This is a genomic window from Neptunicoccus sediminis, assembly GCF_001719615.1.
In the GTDB taxonomy this organism is placed as follows: domain Bacteria; phylum Pseudomonadota; class Alphaproteobacteria; order Rhodobacterales; family Rhodobacteraceae; genus Amylibacter; species Amylibacter sediminis.
In genome coordinates, this window is sequence record NZ_MDVX01000002.1 from 63924 (window position 1) to 86510 (window position 22587).

Here is a 22587-nt window from a genome sequence, read left to right on the forward strand (position 1 = left end):
CAGACAAGGGAAAAAAAGGTCCGGTAAATGCTCGATTCAATGCGCGGAAAAGGCCAAAGCAAGGTCATGTGGGTTATCATGGGGTTGCTCATGCTCGGACTGACGGGGTTTGGCATTGGCGGCCTTGGGGGCGGTACGGTGCGCTCGATCGGGAAGGTCGGGGATGAATCCATTCCGGTGAACACCTATGCACGGGCCTATCAAAACGCCGCCAGCCGGATCAACCAGCAGGCCGGTCGCACCCTGACCGCAGCTGAACTGGAACAATTCGGCGTGCAGGAACAGGTGCTGGACGCAGTGGTGGGACAGGCAGCTCTGAACAATGAAACCACTGATCGGGGCCTGTCTGTGGGGGATGAAACCGTCCGCAAGGCGATTCTCGAAAGCCCGCAGTTTCAGGGACTCGACGGGACATTCGACCGGGAAGGCTATGATTTCTATCTGGAACGCCAGCTCGGGATTACCGCGACAGAGTTTGAAACCCTGATCCGCAAGGAAAACGCCCGTGCGCTGTTGGAAAACACCATTGTGACCGGCGTGAAAGGCGATCTGACCGTGCCTCTGACGCTGATGGAATTTGCCCAGCAGGAACGCTCCTTTGAATGGGTCGCGCTAAGCGAAGAAGATCTGGACACCACCATTGCGGAACCCGGCGATGAGGAATTGCAAGCCTTTTACGAAGAACATGCGACCAACTATATGTCGCCGCTGACCCGCAACATCACTTACGCGTGGCTGAACCCTTCTGCGCTGCTGGATGCTGTGGATGTGGACGAAGACGAGATCCGCGAAAGCTATGACCTGCAGAGCGACCGTTTCAACAAGGTAGAACAACGGGCCGTGGACCGGCTTGTATTTTCAACAATGGAGGACGCCCAAGCCGCACGGGACCGGATCGACGCAGAAGAAGCAAGCTTTGCAGAGATCGTCGGAGAACGGGGGCTGGAAGAAGCCGATGTGGATATGGGCGAAATCAGCCGCAACGATGTATCCAAAGCGGCCGCGGACCTGCTGTTTGCCACGACGGAACCGGGTATCGTGGGACCGGTCGACTCTGATCTGGGTCCGGCCCTGTTCCGGATCAACGCGGTTCTGGATGCCGACAGCACGCCCTTTGAGGATGTACGCGACGAATTGCGCAATGAACTTGCCGGTGAAGCCGCGCGCCGTCTGGTGTCTGATCGTGTGACGGACATAGACGACCTTCTTGCAGGTGGTGCAGAGCTGGAGGCGCTTGCCAATGAGACCGAGATGACCCTTGGCACCATTGCGTTTTCCGCTGAATCCACCGAGGAAATCGCCGGTTATGACGCCTTCCGCGAGGCAGCACTGGCCGCTGAGGAAGGGGATTTCCCCGAGGTAATCGACCTGTCTGACGGCGGCGTATTTGCGCTGCGTCTGGACAGCATCGACCAGCCCCAAGCCATTCCGCTGGAAGAGATCCGTGACCAAGTTGCCGCAGACTGGCGTGCCGATCAGGTGAACGCCGCCCTCAAAGCCCGCGCTGAAACCCTGAAAGCCGCGTTGGAAGAAGGCGGCGATGTCAGCGAACTGGGTCTGGAAATGACCGCAGTCGATGGCATCAAGCGCAACAGCTATCTGGAACAACTGCCCCCGACCACCGTGCCCGAGGTCTACAAACTCGACGATAACGGCGTGGCGATCGTGGATGGTGGCGACCGTGTGGTGCTGGTGCGTCTGACCAACATCACCGCGTTTGATCCGGATCTGGGCAACAACGACCAGCTTTTGAACCAGATCAACGGCCAGTTGAACGCGCAAATTTCGCTCGACCTGCTGGGCTATTTCACTGACGCCGTACAGTCACAGGCCGGTGTGCAGCTGAACCGCCCGATCATCAATCAGGTCAATACACAGGTCACTGGATTTTGAGCACGTTAATTCCCTCCTTTGAAGCTTTTGAAAAGGCCCATAAAGACGGTCACAATCAAGTGGTCTATACCCGTATTGTGGCCGATCTGGACACGCCTGTGTCGCTGATGCTGAAACTGGCACAGGCGCAGAAGGACAGTTTCATGCTGGAAAGCGTGACCGGCGGTGAAAACCGGGGCCGCTATTCCTGTATCGGCATGAAACCGGATTTGATCTGGCAGTGTCACGGCGACAGTGCACGGATCAACCGTCAGGCGCGGTTCGATGCCAATGCCTTTGAACCGATGAAAGCCGATCCGCTGACCAGTTTGCGGGCGGTTCTGGATGAAAGCCATATCGACCTGCCCGAAGACCTGCCGGCGATTGCGGCGGGTCTGTTCGGCTATCTCGGCTATGACATGATCCGTCTGGTGGAAAACCTGCCCGACGTGAACCCCGATCCGCTCGGCCTGCCGGACGCGGTGATGATGCGCCCGTCTGTGGTGGTCGTCGTGGACGGGGTGAAGGATGAAATCACCGTGGTCTCTCCGGTGTGGGCAACGGGCGGCCTGTCGGCCCGTGCGGCCTATAATCAGGCAGCAGAACGGGTGATGGATGCGGTGCGCGATCTCGAACGCCCTGCACCTATGGCCACCCCCGTAGCCGATCCGGAATCCGCTGTGGGCGAACCTGTGTCCAACACCAGCCGCGAGGAATATTTCGGTTTTGTCGACAAGGCCAAGGATTACATCCGTGCCGGTGACATCTTTCAGGTTGTCCCGAGCCAGCGCTGGACGCAGGACTTCAAACTGCCGCCCTTCGCGCTTTATCGTGCGCTGCGCCGCACCAACCCGTCGCCTTACATGTTCTTTTTCAACTTCGGCGGCTTTCAGGTCATCGGCGCCAGCCCCGAAATTCTGGTGCGGGTAAAAGACAAGGAAGTCACCATCCGCCCTATCGCAGGCACCCGTCATCGCGGCGCGAACGAGGCCGAAGACCGCGCATTAGAGGCGGATCTGCTGGGTGATCCAAAAGAAATGGCAGAGCATCTGATGCTGCTGGATCTGGGGCGCAATGATGTGGGCCGGGTTTCCAAAATCGGCACGGTAAATCCGAACGAACAGTTCATCATCGAACGTTATTCCCATGTGATGCACATCGTATCCAATGTGGTTGGCGAACTGGCCGAAGATCAGGATGCCCTTTCCGCCCTGCTCGCCGGATTGCCTGCGGGCACGGTTTCCGGTGCGCCCAAGGTCCGGGCCATGCAGATCATTGACGAATTGGAAAAAGAGAAACGCGGCGTTTATGGCGGCGGTGTCGGCTATTTCAGCGCCACCGGCGAAATGGACATCTGTATCGCCCTGCGCACGGCGGTTCTAAAGGACCAGAAGCTGCACATTCAAGCAGGCGGCGGCGTGGTTTATGACAGCGATCCTGAGGCAGAGCTTCAGGAAACCGTCAACAAATCCAACGCTTTGCGCAAAGCAGCCAAGGATGCCGTGACCTTCGTAAAGTCGAACGGCAACTACTGATCCCGATATTTGATAATGACTGGCGGACGCCCTTAGGGGTTGCCCGCCATCAATGCCGCTGACACTGGCGCAAAACTGACGGTGCGGGCATTAATGCCCAGCGACCAGTTCAACAGCGCGGACAAGGTCTCGTCGTTTGGCATCGCCAGCACAATCGCACTGCCCTTGCTTCGCGCGGTGCGGGCGGCACGGTTCAAATAGCCCGACAGGACCGTTTCCGTATCCTCGGACCCGTCAAGAATATGGCTGACCACACCAAACGCCACATCCTGTTGATCCGCCAGCCGTGGCGCAGCGTTCAAACCACCCGCATAGGTGATTATGCCGTGGCCGGTCTGTGCGAAATATCCCACCACAGAGCGCACCAGCCGCTGGTCCCGTTGCAGCAGCGCTGCGGGACGGTCGATCAACCCCATCGCATCGGGCATCAGGGAAAAGAACCGCTCTAACAGTTCGGCCACCTGCTCGTCGGTCTGGCCACCCGGAAGCGACAGTTTCACGTCACGGGGGCTGAGAGCAAGCACCTCAAATCCGGCATTGCGATAGGCACGGGATTTGGCAGGTACATCGGGTTGATCTACCGGAATGGCAATCGCCAGTGGCAGGCCAAGCCGCGCGAATTTGGACAGTTGGCCTTCAATCTGGCCGTTGTCCAGCAACACGACAGAGACCAGCGGTTTGCCGGTCGGGGTGAATTCATTGGCATTGGCCCGCAACGCACCAACCGCTGGCGTTGCAATCTGCCCCGAGAGTACCGGCTCGTCCTCACCGATGGTGGGGATGCGTTTGCTGATCGCTGATTTTCCTAACGTCGAAATACCATCTGCGCCCTTGTCCCCGATGGTCGGCAGGCGGGATCCGAGCGTGGCAAAGGTCCCTGACGTGTTCGGCTGGTTGTCCGGACTAAAGGCAGCGCTGCGCAAGGTATCATCGTCGGACTGTGGTTCGTCGGATCCGGCCTTGTCCTCGGGTACGGGAACAACCGGCAGGATGCGCAAGGGGTCCTGTGTATCCTCTGCGGCCGGTTCGGGCGCCGGTGCCTTGCCCGGCTCTTTGTCGAGCCGGGGCAGCACAATGGCGGTCTGGTCCAGCACGCCGATCCTTCGCGAGTCGCGGGTATCCGCACGCTCTATTGTTCCGTCCGGGTTCAAGAGCGGCAGATCGTTGTCGTTGTCATCTGTTTCCCCCACCAGCGCATCCGGCCCCGCCGTTTCCACCAGCGGTTGCCCCATCTCTACAGGGTCCGCCGGATCGGAGGATACTGTGGGCTGGTTCTCTGCCCCGTCCTCCGGAGTGATACGGGCGAGCCCTGCGGTTTCGGGCGTGTCCGCTACAACCGGCATGGTGATCGAAAGCTCGGTCTCTGCAGGAACCTGTGTTTCTGTTGTCAGCACAGCCACTTCGGTATTTTGTGGCCGTTGACGCGCGGCATTGACACTGGACGGGGCGCTGTCCTGGGACCCTGAAACGATCACGCCGTTCGGGGATTGATCCGGCGCAGGCGCTGCGGTGCTGGCAGCGGTCTTGGTCATATCCAACGTCGGGGACTGGTTAACGCCACTGGTGTTTTGTGAAACCACCGCGCCGGCACTTGTGCCATCCGGTTGCGCCGTGGGGGTCGCCGGCGATCCGGTCGCTTGTTCCGGTGCGTTTGAAACGGTTGTTCTGTCGGTTTCGGGAAGGATCGGATTCAGCGCCGCCAGAAAGACGCCAGATGTCAGCCCGACGGCCAGTCCGGACACAACTCCTGCGGTTTTACCCCAGTTTGCCATTATAAGCCTCATGCGCCTTTTATATCATTTGCCTGCAATCGTGCGCGTGTTTTCTTGGCCCGCTGCTCTTGACCTCTGCGCACGCCCGTGAGCAATGTATAGCGCAATTCACAACAGGGATCATCCCCCTAAATCACCGATGTTGAGGACGGGCAAAATGCTGCTTTTGATCGATAATTACGACAGTTTCACCTATAATCTGGTGCATTATGTCGGGGAATTAGGGGCCGAAGTTGTGGTCAGACGCAACGACGAAATCACCGTGCAGGATGCGATGGATATGCAGCCGGATATGATCCTGTTGTCCCCCGGCCCCTGTGATCCGGATCAGGCAGGAATCTGTCTCGATCTGGTAAAAGCCGCTGCGGACACGCAAACCCCGCTGCTCGGGGTGTGTCTTGGCCATCAGGTGATCGGTCAGGCGTTTGGCGGCAAGGTTGTGCGTTGTCATGAAATCGTTCACGGAAAGATGGGCAAGATGCACCATAAGGGCGCGTCCGTCTTTGCCGGATTGCCTGTGCCGTTTGAAGCCACGCGCTATCACTCGCTGGTGGTAGAGCGGGACAGCCTGCCCGATGACCTGGAAGTTACCGCTTGGCTGGAAGACGGCACCATCATGGGGCTGGCCCATAAATCTCTGCCGATCCACGGCGTTCAATTCCACCCTGAAAGCATCGCCTCGGAACACGGGCACGCGCTGCTGAACAATTTTCTAAAGACTGCAATGGAACCCGCATGAGCACGCCGCTAAAGACCCTGATTGCCAAAGCCATCGACGGCCCCCTCAGCCGCGCAGAGGCCGAAGCCGCCTTTACCACCATAATGGAAGGCGATGCGACGCCCGAACAAATCGGCGGTTTCCTGATGGTGCTGCGCACACGGGGGGAAACCGTTGAAGAATACGCCGCAGCCGCCGCTGTGATGCGGTCCAAATGCCTGCGCGTCAGTGCACCTGAAGGGGCAATCGACATCGTTGGCACCGGCGGCGACGGGAAATCCACCCTGAACATCTCGACCGCGACGGCCATTGTGACCGCAGGGGCCGGCGTTGTTGTGGCCAAACACGGCAACCGGAACCTATCGTCCAAATCCGGCACCGCGGATGCGCTCGGCCAGTTGGGGGTAGAGGTAATGGTCGGGCCTAAAGTGGTGGAACAGGCGATCAACTCGGTCGGAATCGGCTTTATGATGGCGCCGATGCACCACCCTGCAACCCGCCATGTAATGCCCGCCCGCCAAGCCCTTGGCACCCGCACGATTTTCAACATCCTCGGACCGCTAACCAATCCCGCAGGGGTGAAACGCCAGCTTACCGGCGCATTCTCACGCGGGATGATCCGCCCGATGGCCGACGTGCTGCTGCAACTCGGCTCTGAAAAGGCATGGCTGGTACACGGCTCCGACGGGACTGACGAAATCTCCATCGCGGGTCCTACTTGGGTCGCCAAACTGGAAAACGGCACGGTAACAGAGACAGAGATTTCCCCCGAGGACGCAGGTCTTCCGGTACATCCGTTTGAGTCGATCGTCGGGGGGGAGCCGGATCACAACGCTGCCGCGCTCAGGGCGCTGCTGGCCGGCGAGCCTTCGGCCTACCGCGACGCGGTGCTGTTCAACACTGCTGCTGCGTTAGTGGTTGCAGATAAAGTAGAAAACCTGCGCGAAGGCGTTGAAGTTGCGGCCCAAAGCATAGACAGTGGCGCTGCAGCCGCCAAGCTGGACGCGCTGGCAAAAATAACGACAGAGGCAGCAGATGACTGATATTCTCGAAAAGATCAAAGCCTATAAACTGGAAGAGATCGAAGCCGCCAAAGAAGAAGTCTCCCTCGGGGAACTTGAATCTCTGGCCGCAGACCAGACCCCGCCGCGCGGCTTTGCCGATGCGTTGAAACGTGCCGCGCAATCGGGTGGCTACGGTCTTATTGCCGAAATCAAAAAGGCAAGCCCCTCCAAAGGCGTCATCCGCGAAGATTTCGACCCTGCTGCACTGGCCGCCGCCTACGCCGATGGCGGCGCGGCCTGTCTCTCGGTTCTTACAGACACGCCATCGTTTCAGGGCGCACCGGAATTTCTGACAGAGGCGCGCAATGCCTGCGACCTGCCTTGTCTGCGCAAGGACTTCATGTACGACACCTATCAGGTCGCCCAAGCGCGGGCGTGGGGTGCGGATTGCATTCTGATCGTCATGGCCAGCGTTTCGGATGCACAGGCACAGGAACTGGAAAATGCTGCTTTTGATTACGGCATGGACGTTCTGGTTGAAATTCACGACCGCGAGGAACTGGACCGCGCCGCGCATCTGCGCTCGCCCCTGTTGGGGATCAACAACCGCGACCTGAAGACCTTTGAGACCTCTCTTGAAACCTCAACCACGCTGGCACGCTACGCTCCGGCGGAACGGTTGCTGATTTCCGAAAGCGGTCTGAACACCAAGGAAGATCTGGCGAATCTGGCAAAATTCGGGGTGCGCTGCTTCCTGATCGGGGAATCCCTGATGCGTCAGGACGATGTGGCCCATGCCACCCGCGATCTGATTGGCAGCCCTTGGACCCCGCAGGCGATGTAACGGAGCCATCATGGCAAAACTGACCCATTTTGACGAATCCGGCGCCGCCCATATGGTGGATGTTTCGGAAAAACCTGTCACCAGCCGCGTTGCCGTCGCAAAGGGCCGTGTGATCATGAATGCCGAAACCCGCGCCATGATCGAAGAAGGCCGCGCCAAGAAAGGCGATGTGCTGGCTGTTGCACGGCTTGCAGGGATCATGGGGGCGAAGAAAACCTCCGATCTGATCCCGCTCTGTCATCCGCTTGCCATTTCCAAAGTCTCGCTTGATCTAAAGGTGACAGAGGACGGCGTGATGATCGAGGCTACCGTGAAAACGACCGGACAGACCGGCGTGGAAATGGAAGCGCTTACTGCGGTTAATGTCGCTGCCCTGACCGTTTACGATATGGTAAAGGCCGTCGATAAAACTATGCAAATCAGCGATGTACGGGTCGTTCTTAAAGACGGTGGAAAATCCGGCCGGTTTGAATCAGAATGATCAGCGTTGAACAGGCTCTGGACAGGGTTCTTGAACTGTTTGAACCGCTGGACGTGGAAACAGTGCCCCTGCGTGCGGCGGCAGGTCGGGTGCTGGCTCAGGACGCTGTTGCTGCCCGCAGCCAGCCGCCGTTTGCCTCTTCCGCAATGGACGGTTACGGCGTGCAAACAGCCGATCTGGATAGCGGCGCCAAGCTAACCGTCATCGGAGAAAGCGCGGCAGGTGGCAGATTCGACGGCACGGTTCAGCGCGGTCAAGCCGTGCGCATTTTCACCGGCGCCCCCGTGCCCGAAGGTGTGGACCGGATACTCATCCAGGAAGACTGCACACGGGACGGCGACAGCATCATCGTAGGCGAAAACCTCGACCAGAGTTTTTACATCCGCCCTGCTGGTGGAGACTTCAAAGCCGGTGATGCAATGTCCGCGCCCCGCGTGCTTTCCGCTGGCGATGTCGCGTTGCTCGCCTCTATGAACTGCGCCTCTGTGGTGGTGCGTCGCAAACCTGTGATCGCGCTGGTTGCCACCGGCGACGAACTGGTGATGCCGGGGGAAACACCGGGCCCCAGCCAAATAATTTCCAGCAATAACTACGGCTTGAAGGCCCTAATTGAAGCGAATGGTGGCATTGCCCGCATTCTGCCGATTGCCGCCGATGATCCGGAGGTTTTGCGGGCGGTTCTGGATCTGGGAATGGATGCGGATGCGATAGTTACCCTTGGCGGCGCGTCTGTCGGGGATCACGATCTGGTACGACAGGTGGCAACAGCGGCGGGGTTGGAGCAAGCCTTTTACAAAGTCGCCATGCGTCCGGGTAAACCCCTTATGGCGGGTCGGCTCGGCACAACCCCGATGATCGGGCTGCCCGGCAATCCGGTCAGCTCTATGGTGTGTGGCACCGTGTTTCTGGTGCCAGCAATGCGGGCGATGCTTGGCCTTGGTAAACAGGCGATGCCCCGCGAACTTGCCCGTCTTGGCGCGGATATGGGACAGAATGGACCGCGCAGCCATTACATGCGCGCACAACTCTCGATTGACGAAGGCATGCTGTCCTGCACGCCTGAAACCCGGCAGGATAGCTCCCTTTTGTCGGTGCTGTCCCGCGCGGATGCCCTGCTGGTGCGCGACCCCAATGATCCCCCCCGCAAAGCCGGTGAGACTGTTCCCTTTATCCGCCTCTAGCCCCCTGTCGTGCCACCATCCGCATCAGAAAATAGGTTTTGACACAAAACAGGAACGCTTGTAGAACAGACAGGAACAGAAGCGAACAAACGCGCGAAACAGGAGGGTATCATGCTCACTCGCAAGCAGATGGATTTGCTGGAATTCATTCACAAGCGGATGCAAAAGGACGGTGTACCGCCCTCCTTTGACGAGATGAAAGAAGCACTGGACCTGCGTTCCAAGTCCGGCATTCACCGCCTGATTACCGCGCTTGAGGAACGGGGATTTATCCGTCGTCTGGCCCATCGCGCCCGTGCCATCGAAATCGTGCGCCTGCCAGAGTCGATAGAAGCCGGCAAATTCAACCCCCGCGTGATTGAAGGCTCGGCTCCGCCACCGCCCCCCCGTGATGCAATGCCTGTGTCCAACATGGACGCGCAGTCCCTGCCGATTATGGGCCGGATCGCAGCAGGTACCCCGATTGAAGCGATCCAGCACGTCACCAGCCACGTGGCTGTGCCCGGCGGGATGATGCACAATCAAGGTTCGCACTACGCGTTAGAGGTGAAAGGCGATTCGATGATTGAGGCGGGGATCAATGAGGGCGACATCGTCGTGATCCACGAACAATCCGACGCGGAAAACGGCGATATTGTCGTGGCGCTGGTGGATGATCAGGAAGCCACGCTGAAACGCCTGCGCAAAAAAGGCTCTGCCATCGCGTTGGAGGCGGCAAACCCGGCCTATGAAACCCGTGTTTTCCGCGATGATCAGGTGAAGATTCAAGGCAAACTGGTCGGGCTGATCCGCACCTATTGAACTGGCGAACCGCTTACCGTTCATTCCATAACCGCGTGCCAGAGGCTTGGCGCGCGGTTTGAACTGTCAAACCTTTCCGGTTTGAGCGTACCGCGACGGAACCGCTTTTCCGCAAGTCTGCGGCTGTGACGGGCTGGCACGGACCTGTAATCTGTGCTTTCCATTGCGGCACAATCAGCAGATCGGATGTATCGCAGGCAGCCCGGATCTCTTCCGCGCTGCGTTTTTTGCCCCAGAGGTAAGCAACCGTTCCGCCGTCAAACTCCACCCGCCAATCGTCCCCGTCCTCGACGAACCGCGCAGCCGCGATCGCCTGATCCGCCGCATCTGCATCATTTTCCAACCAGTTTTGCGCAGCAAACCCGTTGCCTCTGCTTCGTGAAATGGCGCGGCCCTGTTCTGTCAAAATACCTGCCATCCGCCCGTTCTGGGTGATCAACAGATCAGGTCGCGTGGCCCATGTCCAACAGCCAAAGCCAAGACAGGCAACAAGAACCCCCAGAAAGCGGCTCCGACCCTGCCAGATGATTACGATTAAGCCGCCAAGTGTCACCAACCCCAGCGCCCAGACCGGCCCCGACTTGATCCGCACCACCGATCCGTCCTGCGCTGCCACGAAATGGGCCACGGCGAGGATCCAGTCGATGCCCTGCCCCATGACCCAAAACGCGCCACCTTCCAGTCCGACCAGCGTCAGGACGCCTGCGATCACGGCTGCCGGCATGACGACCAGACTCATCACCGGAACAGACGCAAGATTGGCGAGCAAGCCGTATTGCGCCATCTGGTTGAAATGGAACGCAGAAAACGGCGCGGTTGCGGCTCCGGCCACGGCGGAGGCGATGAAAAGGGATGCGAAGGGAGAGACCAGCGAGAACCTGCTTTGGCGCAAAGCCTGCCAGCCCCGCGCCCGATTCAGCGATTCAAACGTTGCCACCAGCGCGGTGGTTGCGGCAAAGGACATCTGAAACCCCGGTCCGGACAGGCTTTCGGGGCGGAACAGCAGGATCAGGGTTGCAGCGATCGCAACCGCGCGCAGGGTGATCGCCGGACGCTCCAGCAGCACCGCCACCAGCATCACCGCCACCATGACAAAAGCCCGCTGCGTTGCGATATTTGCACCGGACACCAGCAGGTATCCCGCCCCCGCCAGCAGCGCCACCACCGCGCCGATTTTCTTGGCTTGCAAGCGCACGGACAGATAAGGAACCGCTGCAATTCCAAGCCGGATCAGCGCAAAGACAAACCCCGTCAACAGCCCCATGTGCAACCCCGAAATCGCCAGCAGATGGGCCAGATTGGAACGACGCAAATCGGCCAGCAGCAGCGGATCAATCTGTGATCGGTCGCCGGTAAGTATCGCTGCGGCAAACGCCCCCGTGCGGCCCGGAATATGGTGTTGGATATGGCGCGACATCTGCATGCGCAGCGCAAAAACCCGCAACGCAAAGGCGCGATTGTCAGCAGGCACGGCCAGAACCGGCGGCGCACGGGCATAGCCCACCGCGCCGAGCCGGTTGAACCAGGCCATACGCTGAAAATCAAAGCCCTTTGGTTCTACCGGACCGGCGGGGGGAGACAGGCTCGCCGTAAGCATGATCCGCGCCCCCGGCTTCAACGCGGTGCCGTTAAGTTCGGAGTGCAGCGACACCCGCACGCGGTCCGGCACACGCGCAGGGTCCATCCGCTCCAGCACCGGATCGGCCAGCGTCACGCGGGGCTTGTCAGAACCGGAGCGGTCTAGATGCACGATGGTTCCCTCCACCGATCCGTAGTAATGCCAGCCGAGTTTCGGCGCAGCCACCCAATGGGCACGCCCTGCCGTGACCAGAAAGCCAAGCGAAACCAGCGCGGGCACCCAGATCAGGACGCGCAACGGGTCCGGTCCGATCCGGCTTAGCGGCGCGGCAAGCAGGACCAGCCCGCAAACACTTGCCAAAAGCCAGACATCCGGTTCAAATCGCAGTGAAAAATATAAAGCCACGCCAAGCCCCAGCCAGACCGGAACCCACAGGCCAAAGCGGTGACGCTGCGCAAACAGCGCCTCTGACAGATGTTCACCCCCCATCGCTGCCCATCGTTGCCTTGTCCTTTATGACCGTTATGGAATAAGTAGTGCCAACCCTGCACCCGCTTGGTTTCCAAAAGGTTAAGATTGATGTCCGACACTCCCGTAGTTACCCGTTTCGCCCCGTCCCCCACCGGATTCCTCCATATTGGTGGGGCGCGCACAGCCCTGTTCAACTGGCTTTATGCCCGCAATCAGGGCGGGAAATTTCTGCTGCGCATTGAAGATACGGACCGCGAACGGTCCACCCCGGAGGCAACTGCGGCGATTTACGACGGGCTGAAATGGCTTGGACTGGATTGGGACGGCGAGGCGATCAGCCAGTTTGAGCGCCGCGACCGTCACGCCGAAGTGGCACAGGCCATGCTCGATAACGGCACCGCCTACCGCTGTTATGCCACACAGGACGAAATCGAAGCCTTCCGCGAAGCCGCCCGCGCCAAGGGTGAATCGACGCTGTATCAAAGCCCCTGGCGGGATGCCGATCCGGCAGACGCGCCGGATCTGCCTTCGGTTGTGCGTCTGAAAGCCCCCCGCGAAGGCGAGGTGCGCATCAAGGACAAGGTGCAAAAAGACGTTAAATGGCAGGCGGATACGCTAGACGATATGGTGCTGCTGCGCTCTGACGGGACGCCGACCTATATGTTGGCGGTGGTTGTGGACGATTACGATATGGGCGTCACCCACATCATTCGCGGGGATGACCACCTGATCAACGCAGGACGGCAAAGCCTGATCTACCGTGCGATGGGCTGGAAAATCCCCGTCTTTGCCCATATCCCGCTGATCCACGGCGACGACGGCAAGAAACTGTCCAAACGGCATGGCGCACTCGGGGCGGAAGCCTACCGCGAGATGGGCTATACCCCTGCGACCATGCGCAATTATCTGACCCGCCTGGGCTGGAGCCACGGCAACGACGAGCTGTTTACCACGGAACAGGCTGTTGAGTGGTTCGACTTCAAAGGCTTGGGCAAATCCCCTGCCCGTCTGGATCTCAAAAAGCTGGATCATGTGGGCGGCTATCAGATCGGAATCGCACCGGATGACGTTCTGCTGGCGGACTTGCAAACTTACCTGCGGGCCACCGGACAGGATGAACTGGACGAAGAAGCGCGCGCAAAAGTGGCCGATGTACTGCCTTTGCTGCGGGATCGGTCGAAAAAACTGACGGATGTGCTTGAAAAAGCCTACTTTGTGCTCGGCTCCCGTCCGTTTACTCCAGATGCCGCAGCGGAAAAGCTGCTTGATTCGGTATCCCTTGGCATACTGAAAGAATTGACCGCTGCATTGCAGCATGCTACATGGACGCTCGAAGGACTTGAGACCTGTTTGAAGGATTTTTCTCAAGCCAGAGATCTAAAACTCGGAAAGATTGCGCAACCGTTACGCGCGGCCTTAACCGGGCGCACAGTGTCGCCGTCGGTTTTTGACATGATGGCTGCGTTGGGCAAGGAGGAAACCCTCGGCCGCCTTCAGGATGCGACATCGCCCGCCTGAAGTGTAAGCGAAGCCCGAGGATAAATATGCGCAGGCCCGTACCTGCCAATAATGATAGAGAGGTCGCATGACAGACAGTCCAAAAACAGCAAAACTTACTTTTGGCGATAAAGAGCTGGACCTGCCAATGTATTCCGCAACAGCCGGACCGGATGTGATTGATATCCGTCGTCTTTATGCGGAGGGGCAGGTTTTCACCTATGATCCCGGTTTCACATCCACCGCCGCTTGTGACAGCACCATCACCTTTATTGATGGCGACAAGGGCGAGCTGTTGCACCGTGGGTATCCCATTGACCAGCTGGCCAGCGAATCCCACTACCTCGAAGTGTGCTACCTGTTGCTTTATGGTGATCTGCCAAGTGCCGAAGCGCTGGAAGATTTTGAGAACCGCGTGACCAACCACACCATGCTGCACGAGCAGATGATGAATTTCTTCCGCGGTTTCCGGCGCGATGCACACCCGATGGCGGTTATGACCGGCGTTGTCGGCGCGATGTCCGCGTTCTACCATGACAGCACCGACATCAGTGACGAATGGCAGCGCGAAGTGGCCTCTATCCGCCTGATCGCCAAAATGCCGACAATCGCGGCTTATGCGTATAAATACTCCATCGGTCAGCCGTTTGTGTATCCGCGCAATGATCTGGACTATGCCTCCAACTTCCTGCGCATGTGTTTTGCGGTTCCGGCCGAAGATTACGAAGTGAACCCGATCCTGAGCCGCGCAATGGACCGGATTTTCACTCTGCACGCCGACCATGAGCAAAACGCTTCCACATCCACGGTGCGTCTGGCCGGTTCTTCGGGTGCAAACCCGTTTGCCTGTATCGCTGCTGGTATTGCCTGTCTTTGGGGTCCTGCCCACGGTGGTGCAAACCAGGCCTGTCTGGAAATGCTGGAAGAAATCGGCTCTGTCGATCGTATTCCGGAATTCATCGCCCGTGCGAAAGACAAGGACGATCCGTTCCGTCTGATGGGCTTTGGCCACCGCGTTTACAAGAACTTTGATCCCCGTGCGACGGTGATGAAGGAATCCGCGGATGAAGTGCTGAGCCTGCTTGGTATCGAGAACAACCCGAAACTTCAGGTTGCCAAGGAACTGGAACGTATTGCGCTGGAAGACGAATATTTCGCCTCCAAAAAGCTGTTCCCGAATGTGGATTTCTACTCCGGTATCATTCTGGAAGCGATGGGTTTCCCGACATCCATGTTCACACCAATCTTTGCCCTGTCCCGCACAGTAGGCTGGATTTCCCAGTGGAAAGAGATGATTGGCGACCCGACACAGAAAATCGGCCGTCCGCGTCAGCTCTACAAAGGCGAACCGCTGCGCGATTATGTGAATGTCGAGGACCGGTAAATCCGGCTAACCCTTTTATAGATTTAGAAAAACCGCCCTATTGGGGCGGTTTTTTTGTGTGAATTATCGGCAGGTTACTGCTGCGCCTAGCGTCCTTCAAACTGGGCTTTGCGCTTTTCCAGAAAGGCCATCACCCCTTCCCTGAAATCGGCTGTCCGTCCGGCCTTGCCCTGAAGATGCGCCTCTGTTTCAAGCTGCTCGTCGAGGGTTTGATCGACGCTCATCCGCATGGCCCGTTTGATCAGACGGTAGGCTTCGGTCGGCCCGTTCGCCAGATGCAATGCGCGGGTGCGTACCACTGCGGCGAAACTGCCATCGGGTACGGATTCCCAGATCATGCCCCATTCCGCCGCTTTTATCGCGGTTACAGGTTCTGCGAATAGGGCCGCACCCATTGCGCGGGCAAAGCCGACCTGACGGGGCAGCCAATAGGTGCCCCCTGCATCAGGGATCAGCCCAATACGCGAGAATGCTTGCAGGAAGGTCGCGCTTTCGGCAGCGATGACAACATCCGCCGCAAGAGCTAGATTTGCCCCTGCCCCTGCTGCCATCCCGTTCACAGCACTAATGGTTGGAATGCGGCAATCGAAAATTGCCCGCAGCATCGGTTCGTATTCGTCCCGCAGCGTGCCTTCCATGTCAATGTCGGCCACTTTGGACGCATCGCCGAGGTCTTGCCCCGCGCAAAATCCGCGACCGGCCCCTGTCAGAACCAACACCCGTGCCTCGGCTTCGCCGCGCTTGACCGCGTCCAGCAATTCCGCCCGCATCTGCGTTGTCAGCCCGTTCAGAACATCAGGCCGGTTCAGCGTGATGGTCGCGATATTATCGGACAGATCGTAGAGTAGGGTTTCATAGTCCATAGGGTCAAGCTCCGCTGTTTGCCGGTATCCTATCGCGGTGCTCAGGTGGCAGAAAGCGGAAACTCGGCTTAGTCCCCGAGCAGTTGTTCCAGACGCTCGGCCTCTTCGCGCGACAGGGATCCGAGCGGTGTTTCCGGACGGCGGGACCGCCGCCGCAGGTACAAGAACGCGCCGATTGCGCCAAGCACCAGCAGCACCGGACCGATCAGGTAAAGCACCGCATTTTCCCGCGAAAGGCGGGGCTTGAGCAGCACATATTCGCCGTATCGGTCCACGATGAAATCCACCGCTTCGGAATTGCTGTCGCCCGCCACCAGACGCTCGCGCACGAGCAATCGCAAATCCTTGGCGATGCCCGCATTAGAGCTGTCGATATTCTCATTGCGGCACACTAGACAGCGCAATTCGCGGGAAATTTCCCGCGCCCGCTGTTCTAGCACCGGATCGTCAAGGATTTCATCCGGTTCCACCGCATAAAGCGGGGTGGCGAGCAGTAGGGTCAGGATCAAAAGCAACTGTCGCATCATCACTCCGCCGGTTGTGGCACAGGCCGCGCTCTGGGGCGTGCTGCCCCGGCAACGCGATAGCGCCGGTCAGTAAGGCTGAGACATCCCCCAAGCGCCATGACCAAAGACCCGATCCAGATCCAGTTGGAGAACGGCTTGATATAGGTGCGGATTGTCCAACCGCCATCGCCTTGCTGCTCTCCCAAAACCACATAGAGGTCCCGCGTCAGGCCAATGTCGATCGCCGCTTCGGTTGTTGGCATTTGTTGCACCGGATAGAACCGCTTTTCGGGCCGCAGTTGGGCCACCTCGCGGTTGTCCTTAAAGGCGGTGACAGACCCGACCTGAGCAGAATAGTTCTTGCCGTTCTGGTTTACGACATCGTTCAGCTGGAATTCATAGGCCCCCACCGCAAAGCGTTCGTTCAGGGCGACCACGCGGATGTCCTCTTGTTCCCAAGCGGTGATCGCCGCGATGCCGAACACGGTAAGCCCGAGCCCTGCATGGGCCACAGCCTTGCCCCAATCGGAACGGGGCAAATTACGCAGACGGCGCAGGGTTGTGCCGAGCGGATTGTCCCGATAGCGCGCCCGCACCAGTAAATCCATAATCGCCCCAAGCACCAGCCAGGCCGCCAGCGCCAGACCGAAAGGCGCAAGCATGCGTCCGCCGGTCTGAAGGCTCCAGACCAACACGCCCAAAGCGATAGACAGGGCCAACGCCCCGCGCAGGTTTTTCATGGATTTCCCAACCTGTGCCCGTTTCCACGGCAAAATAGCCCCAAGGGGAAGGATCGCGACAAGAATGATCATGAAGGGGGTGAAGGCGGCGTCAAAAAACGGTGCGCCAACCGACAGTTTGCGCCCTGTTGTCAGCTCTGCCACCAGTGGCCAGATGGTGCCGAAGAAAACCACAGCCGTGGCCACCACAAGCAGTAGGTTGTTCAGCACAAGACCGCTCTCGCGGCTGACCAGTCCGAAAACCGCCGTTGTGCGCAACTGCCCCGCCCGCGCCGCATAAAGCGTAAGCGCGCCGCCAATCGCAACCGTCAGGATTGCGAGGATGAAAACACCCCGTTCAGGATCATTGGCAAAGGCATGGACCGAGGTAATCACACCGGATCGTACGATGAAGGTGCCGATCAGCGAGAAGGAAAACGCAAGGATCGCAAGCAGAACCGTCCAGCTTTTGAGGGCGTCGCGTTTTTCGACCACAATCGCGGAATGCAGCAAAGCGGCGGCAATCAGCCAGGGCATAAAGCTGGCGTTCTCGACCGGATCCCAGAACCACCAGCCGCCCCAGCCCAATTCATAATAAGCCCACCATGAACCAAGCGCGATGCCAATGGTTAGCGTGACCCAGGCAAGCAAAGTCCAGGGCCGGACCCAACGGGCCCAAGCCGCGTCAACGCGCCCTTCGATCAAAGCAGCCACCGCAAAGGAAAAGGACATCGAGAGCCCCACATAACCCAAGTAGAGAAACGGCGGATGAAATGCGAGCCCCGGGTCCTGTAGCAGCGGATTGAGGTCATTCCCATCCGCCGGAGGGACAGCAATCCGCAGGAACGGGTTGGAGGTGAAGATCAGAAACGCGAGAAACGCCGCCGAAATCATCGCCTGAACCGCAAGCACCCGTGCCTTCAAAGCGCTTGGGAGGTTTCGGCCAAACAGCGCCACCAATGCGCCGTAAAATACAAGGATCAGGATCCACAGCAACATGGAGCCTTCGTGGTTCCCCCACACGCCCGTAACCTTATACAGCATGGGTTTCGCGGAGTGAGAATTGGCCGCCACAAGCGCCAGCGAGAAATCAGAGACGACAAAACTGTATGTCAAGGCCGCAAAGCTGAAGGCGATCAGCAGGAACTGGGCCATCGCAGTGGAATCCGCCAGCCGCATCCATCCGGCCCAGTTCTTTTGGGCGCCAATCAGGGGCACGACGGATTGTACGATGGATAGGGTGAAGGCCAGAAGGACTGTGAAGTGGCCGATCTCTGCGAACATGGTGCTGCCCCTTATTGCTCGGACCGTTTATAGCAGGCTTACCCCCTGTCACAATTCAATTAAGCTTGAGAGGGTTGCGTGAAATGTCACAGGCTGGCAGCGGGATTCTGATAGGCGGACCCGAAGGCGAAGATATTGTTCGGATTGTTGATGCGAAGGTTTCTTCGATACAGACCGAAGCCGCGATCCTCAAGGATCTGGCGGACCATATGACCGATCATGCGCCGCATCTGCGCAGAGCGGCGCACCTTGGGGAAGCGATGTTGCAGAAAGGGCGATAGAGGCTCTATCGCGGGACGCCGCAGGTAGCTGGCGGTTTCCATGATCGCGATGGTTGAGGCTTCGTTAAGAAACCTCCAAAGCGCCTCTCCCTCCATCGTGTCATAGGTGGTTTTGAATTTGTCGGGACGGTAGCTTTGCATGATGCGCCTATCAGGTTGGGAACAATATCTGCGCAACCTTAGGCAGCCATTCGTAAAGATTCCCCTAACATAGAAGCTTCATATGAGAAGCTTGTATAATGAAGCTTCATTTAAGAAGCTTCATATAGGTAGTATGTAAATCGAGTTATCCCATAACAATCAGCACGTTACCGCCCCCTCACCCCGACGCTCATCCCACCTCTCACCGCCTTGCCCGCCAGTCCCGCACGGCGGCATTCTCGGTATCCTGCGGCTCGGGCAGCTGCACCGCTTTGGTCCGCTGTTGCGAGCGGCTGCGCACATAGTACAATTCCCGCGCACCAAAATAAAAAGACACCACCGCCCCCAACAGCCACCATAACTCTCTGGGGACCGCATCAAGGCCAGCCATGCGGCGGGAAAATGCCACAGGATTCCACATGGCGAAAATAAACAGGCCCACCGTCCCCAGCGCAAACACAGGCCGCGGCAAGCGGTTCAGCCCGTCCACGAGATTGTTGAACCAGCCGCCCCGCTCCCGCGCGAATTCCGCGCCGAATTGCGCGACCGAGGCTTTGTGTTCCAGATGTTCGAACTCCGCCGTTGCGGTCTTGTTCGGCACAAACACCTCTGCCACCTCACGCACGGCCTTCCCGATGCCCAGCAAATCACCGATCATCCCCATGCCGCACACCTCCGTTTGTGGTCTGCAAGGCTCAAGTGGTAGCGCGGAGAGATGAATTCCTCGGCGCGCTTAATCCAGCCGCCCTTGCCGCCGGACCGACTGCGCGCGTATTTGCGCGAGGCCGGGCGCTGGTCCGCCAGAGCATAGTAGTAATTGCGCCGCGCAATTCCGTAGGCATCCACCAGATAATCCGGCGCCGCTGACATCGCGGCCTCTGCTGCGGCCCGCGTTTGCGGACCGATCACGCCGTCAACGGACACATGCTGTCCGAATTGCCCAAGACAGCGTTGCAGGATCCGCACCCCGTGACTGCCCGCGTTGACATACATGTCAAACACACTGGGCTGCAGGGGGATGGGCAGACCTCCGATCCCGGGTTTGGCAAAATAATGGGATTTGAAGATTTCGACAGCTTCAGCCTCGCTCAGCGCACGCACGTCTTGCGTATCCACGGTGCCGTCATTGTTCAGGTCCAGCCCTAGACGGCGCATGGTGTGGATTGTGACACCGAATTTCGTTGCTCCGCCCGGATCGTCCGGATCATTCACATAACCGCCTTCACGGCGCACGATTTCTCTGGCGATTTGATCTACTGTTTTCATAAAATCCTGCCGATCTGTTGCTATCGGCAGAATTTATCGGATCAAACTTCTAAGGTCCGGTAAGCGCAGCGCACGCTACTCGGTGGCTTTCTGATATACGCCCTGTTCCTTGAGGGCATCCATGACCTCTCTGGGCATATATTCTTCATCATGTTTGGCGAGGATCTCCTGCGCTTCAAACACCCCGTCCGACAGAACGCCGGTGGCGATCATGCCTTGTTCCTCGGTGAACAGATCGGGCAGGATGCCGGTGAAGACCACCGGCACCGTGGCGCCACCATCTGTCACGCGAAAGCGGACGGTCTGGCCGGTCTTCTCGATAGAGCCCCCTTCGACCAATCCACCGATGCGGATAATCTGACCCTCGGCCGGTGGCTTGGTGGCCAGATCAGACGGGCTGTAGAAATATTGAAACGCATCCCCCGCCGCAAGGTAGATCACCACGAACCCCGCAAACAGGCATGAAAATCCGGCTATAATAAGCTGGATACGGCGTTGTTTTTTCAGTCCGGCCATTAGCTGTGCTCTTTCCTATAGCGCTGGAGGGCAGCGTTCAGTTCGGCCCCCAACAATATGATCGCGGCAGAGAAGTACAGAAACAACATGGTGATCACAATGCCCGCCAATGCGCCGTAAGTGACGGAATAGCGCCCCCAATTTGCCAGAAAAATCGACAATCCCGTGGCCATGCCAAGCCAGCTTATGGTGGTGAACACAGCGCCCGGCCAGCGGGTGAACCCTTCGGCGTGATTGCTTGGAAGAAACCAGTGCAGGCTCCAGATCAGCCAGTAAAACACAACAATTCCAACAGCGTATCGCATCAAAGTGATGTTGGTTGGAATTTCCACGTGGGTGAATTCTTCGATTACAACGATCAAACCTGGCGCCAGAAGGATCGACAGGCCCAGAATTACAGCCGCAATCGCAGAGAGGAAAACCGTCACCAGCGCCTTGATCTTGCGCAGGACCCAGACCCCGCCATCCCGCTCCCCGTAGATGCCATCAAAGGCGCGGTTAATTGCCTCAACCCCGCGCATGGCCGCCCAGATCGCCACCAGAATGAACAGGGTGAACAGGCTATGCGTCCGCGACAGCACATCCACCACCGCCGGTTCCAAAACTTTGGCAAGATAGGGCGGTGCGAAATCAAACAGCACACCCACTGCCTCGGCACTGCGGTCCACACCGATAAAAATCCCCGTCAGCGAGACACAGAAAATCAGAAACGGAAAAATCGCGAGCAGCAGGGAATAGGCGATGTACCCCGCCTGCATATCCCCGCCCCGCGCAATAAAGGAGTTCACTGCATCGCGCGAGACGACAATGAACGGAGAATGCATCACGGGAACAGCGGTGCCAGTTCCAACCCCATCGTTTCGGGCAGCCCCAGCATCAGGTTGGCATTCTGTATCGCCTGACCGCTAGACCCTTTGGTGAGGTTATCAAGCGTTGAAAACACCATTACCCGTCCTGGCTTGCGGTCAGGAATAACCCCCAGATGGCAGTAGTTAGAGCCGCGCACGTGTTGCGTGGCGGGTGCCTCTCCGAAGGGGAGAACATAAACAAAGGGTTCATCGTCGTATTTCGCGCGCAAGGCATCGTGAATCGCCTGTGCTTCACCCTTGACGTAGATGGTCGCCAGAATTCCACGGTTCTGGGGCAGCAGATGGGGGGTGAAAGTCACGCTCACCGGCTTGCCCGCGATCAGGGACATTTCCTGATCGAACTCTGCCAGATGCCGGTGCGCAGCCACGTTATAGGCGCGGTAGCCTTCGGAAACTTCGGAATGCAACATGCCTTCCTTGGGCGAGCGCCCTGCCCCGCTGACACCTGTGGCCAGATCAATGATAATGTCGTCGCTGTCAATCACACCGGCTTCCAGCAGCGGCAGGATCGGCATCAGGCCGGTCATGGCGTTACAGCCGGTGCCTGCCACCAGACGGGCGGATTTGATCTGTGCGCGGTAGTATTCGGTCAGCCCGTAAACCGCCTCTTTTTGCAACTCCAACGCTGTATGCGGGCCGCCATACCATTTTGCATAGTCTTCCGGATCGCGCAGCCGGAAATCGGCCGACAGATCGACCACCTTCACCGTTTCGGGCAGTTCACGGATCACGCTCTGGCTGGTGGCGTGGGGCAGCGCACAGAACACCAGATCAATCTCGTCAAAGTTGACGTCTTTGATGGTGGTCAGCTCCGGCAGGTCCAGATGCCGCAAATGGGGGAACACGGCGCCGTAGGCCATGCCGGCCTTACGGTCCGCTGTCATCGCACGCACAACCATTCCGGGGTGGGTTGCGATCAGGCGCACCAGCTCTGCGCCGGTATAACCGGACGCCCCCAAAATCGCGATATTTTTCGGCGTGTCTACATGCGTGCTCATGGGCC

The 22587-nt window shown here is 58.6% G+C and carries 21 protein-coding genes; 10 read left to right on the plus strand and 11 right to left on the minus strand.

The window, feature by feature from the left end; genetic code table 11:
- Positions 1-27: 27 nt before the first annotated feature.
- Together BFV97_RS04345 and trpE are read left to right on the plus strand one after the other, a co-directional pair.
- Positions 28-1893, plus strand: coding sequence for a SurA N-terminal domain-containing protein (locus BFV97_RS04345; protein ID WP_069299129.1), 1866 nt, complete (start codon positions 28-30; stop codon positions 1891-1893).
- The gene (gene trpE / locus BFV97_RS04350) at positions 1890-3407 is read left to right on the plus strand and encodes an anthranilate synthase component I (RefSeq protein ID WP_069299130.1); all 1518 of its coding nucleotides are present in this window, start codon (positions 1890-1892) and stop codon (positions 3405-3407) included. Before BFV97_RS04345 ends, trpE begins: the two co-directional genes overlap by 4 nt.
- Before the next feature lie 32 nt (positions 3408-3439).
- Here the strand turns inward: trpE and BFV97_RS04355 are convergent, their stop codons facing one another.
- Positions 3440-5179 (minus strand): divergent polysaccharide deacetylase family protein, encoded by a 1740-nt coding sequence (locus BFV97_RS04355; RefSeq protein ID WP_069299131.1) that lies wholly within the window; start codon positions 5177-5179, stop codon positions 3440-3442.
- A 157-nt stretch (positions 5180-5336) separates the two neighbouring features.
- On the opposite strand from BFV97_RS04355, the gene BFV97_RS04360 reads away from it, so the two are divergent.
- The 6 genes from BFV97_RS04360 to lexA all read left to right on the plus strand — a co-directional run bounded on the left by BFV97_RS04360 (position 5337) and on the right by lexA (position 10208).
- Positions 5337-5918, plus strand: coding sequence for an anthranilate synthase component II (locus tag BFV97_RS04360; RefSeq protein ID WP_069299132.1), 582 nt, complete (start codon positions 5337-5339; stop codon positions 5916-5918).
- Positions 5915-6940, plus strand: a complete 1026-nt coding sequence (gene trpD, locus BFV97_RS04365; RefSeq protein ID WP_069299133.1) for an anthranilate phosphoribosyltransferase — start codon at positions 5915-5917, stop codon at positions 6938-6940. Before BFV97_RS04360 ends, trpD begins: the two co-directional genes overlap by 4 nt.
- Positions 6933-7745 carry an indole-3-glycerol phosphate synthase TrpC gene (gene trpC / locus BFV97_RS04370; protein ID WP_069299134.1) on the plus strand — a complete coding sequence of 271 codons (813 nt, stop codon included), beginning with the start codon at positions 6933-6935 and terminating at the stop codon, positions 7743-7745. The genes trpD and trpC overlap by 8 nt, the downstream gene beginning before the upstream one ends.
- Positions 7746-7755: 10 nt before the next feature.
- A complete protein-coding gene (gene moaC / locus BFV97_RS04375; protein WP_069299135.1) occupies positions 7756-8226 on the plus strand; it encodes a cyclic pyranopterin monophosphate synthase MoaC in 471 nt (156 codons plus the stop codon).
- Entirely contained in the window at positions 8223-9407 is a 1185-nt protein-coding gene (locus BFV97_RS04380) for a molybdopterin molybdotransferase MoeA (protein ID WP_069299136.1), read from the plus strand. Before moaC ends, BFV97_RS04380 begins: the two co-directional genes overlap by 4 nt.
- A gap of 111 nt (positions 9408-9518) precedes the next feature.
- Entirely contained in the window at positions 9519-10208 is a 690-nt protein-coding gene (gene lexA, locus BFV97_RS04385) for a transcriptional repressor LexA (protein ID WP_069299137.1), read from the plus strand.
- Between the two features lie 13 nt (positions 10209-10221).
- On the opposite strand, the gene BFV97_RS04390 is transcribed toward lexA, so the two are convergent.
- Positions 10222-12276 (minus strand): ComEC/Rec2 family competence protein, encoded by a 2055-nt coding sequence (locus BFV97_RS04390; RefSeq protein WP_069299138.1) that lies wholly within the window; start codon positions 12274-12276, stop codon positions 10222-10224.
- Positions 12277-12366: 90 nt separating this feature from the next.
- Between BFV97_RS04390 and gltX the strand changes: the two genes are divergently transcribed.
- Entirely contained in the window at positions 12367-13776 is a 1410-nt protein-coding gene (gene gltX, locus BFV97_RS04395; RefSeq protein WP_069299139.1) for a glutamate--tRNA ligase, read from the plus strand.
- A 67-nt stretch (positions 13777-13843) separates the two neighbouring features.
- Positions 13844-15139: a citrate synthase gene (gene gltA / locus BFV97_RS04400; RefSeq protein WP_069299140.1), complete on the plus strand. Its 1296-nt coding sequence runs from the start codon at positions 13844-13846 to the stop codon at positions 15137-15139.
- A gap of 86 nt (positions 15140-15225) precedes the next feature.
- On the opposite strand, the gene BFV97_RS04405 is transcribed toward gltA, so the two are convergent.
- The 9 genes from BFV97_RS04405 to argC form a co-directional block, all read right to left on the minus strand.
- Complete coding sequence (locus BFV97_RS04405; protein ID WP_069299141.1) at positions 15226-16002, minus strand: enoyl-CoA hydratase-related protein; 777 nt, start codon at positions 16000-16002, stop codon at positions 15226-15228.
- Between the two features lie 68 nt (positions 16003-16070).
- The gene (locus BFV97_RS04410; RefSeq protein WP_069299506.1) at positions 16071-16526 is read right to left on the minus strand and encodes a cytochrome c-type biogenesis protein; all 456 of its coding nucleotides are present in this window, start codon (positions 16524-16526) and stop codon (positions 16071-16073) included.
- A gap of 2 nt (positions 16527-16528) precedes the next feature.
- Complete coding sequence (locus tag BFV97_RS04415) at positions 16529-18511, minus strand: heme lyase CcmF/NrfE family subunit (RefSeq protein WP_069299142.1); 1983 nt, start codon at positions 18509-18511, stop codon at positions 16529-16531.
- A gap of 86 nt (positions 18512-18597) precedes the next feature.
- Positions 18598-18933, minus strand: a complete 336-nt coding sequence (locus BFV97_RS04420) for a hypothetical protein (RefSeq protein WP_069299143.1) — start codon at positions 18931-18933, stop codon at positions 18598-18600.
- 202 nt (positions 18934-19135) lie between these two features.
- Positions 19136-19597 carry a holin family protein gene (locus BFV97_RS04425; protein ID WP_069299144.1) on the minus strand — a complete coding sequence of 154 codons (462 nt, stop codon included), beginning with the start codon at positions 19595-19597 and terminating at the stop codon, positions 19136-19138.
- On the minus strand, positions 19588-20199 hold the full coding sequence (locus tag BFV97_RS04430; RefSeq protein ID WP_069299145.1) for a holin-associated N-acetylmuramidase: 612 nt from the start codon (positions 20197-20199) through the stop codon (positions 19588-19590). Before BFV97_RS04430 ends, BFV97_RS04425 begins: the two co-directional genes overlap by 10 nt.
- A gap of 75 nt (positions 20200-20274) precedes the next feature.
- On the minus strand, positions 20275-20715 hold the full coding sequence (ccmE, locus tag BFV97_RS04435) for a cytochrome c maturation protein CcmE (RefSeq protein ID WP_069299146.1): 441 nt from the start codon (positions 20713-20715) through the stop codon (positions 20275-20277).
- Complete coding sequence (locus tag BFV97_RS04440; RefSeq protein WP_069299147.1) at positions 20715-21539, minus strand: YihY/virulence factor BrkB family protein; 825 nt, start codon at positions 21537-21539, stop codon at positions 20715-20717. The genes ccmE and BFV97_RS04440 overlap by 1 nt, the downstream gene beginning before the upstream one ends.
- Positions 21539-22582 carry an N-acetyl-gamma-glutamyl-phosphate reductase gene (gene argC / locus BFV97_RS04445; RefSeq protein WP_069299148.1) on the minus strand — a complete coding sequence of 348 codons (1044 nt, stop codon included), beginning with the start codon at positions 22580-22582 and terminating at the stop codon, positions 21539-21541. The genes BFV97_RS04440 and argC overlap by 1 nt, the downstream gene beginning before the upstream one ends.
- Positions 22583-22587: the final 5 nt, after the last annotated feature.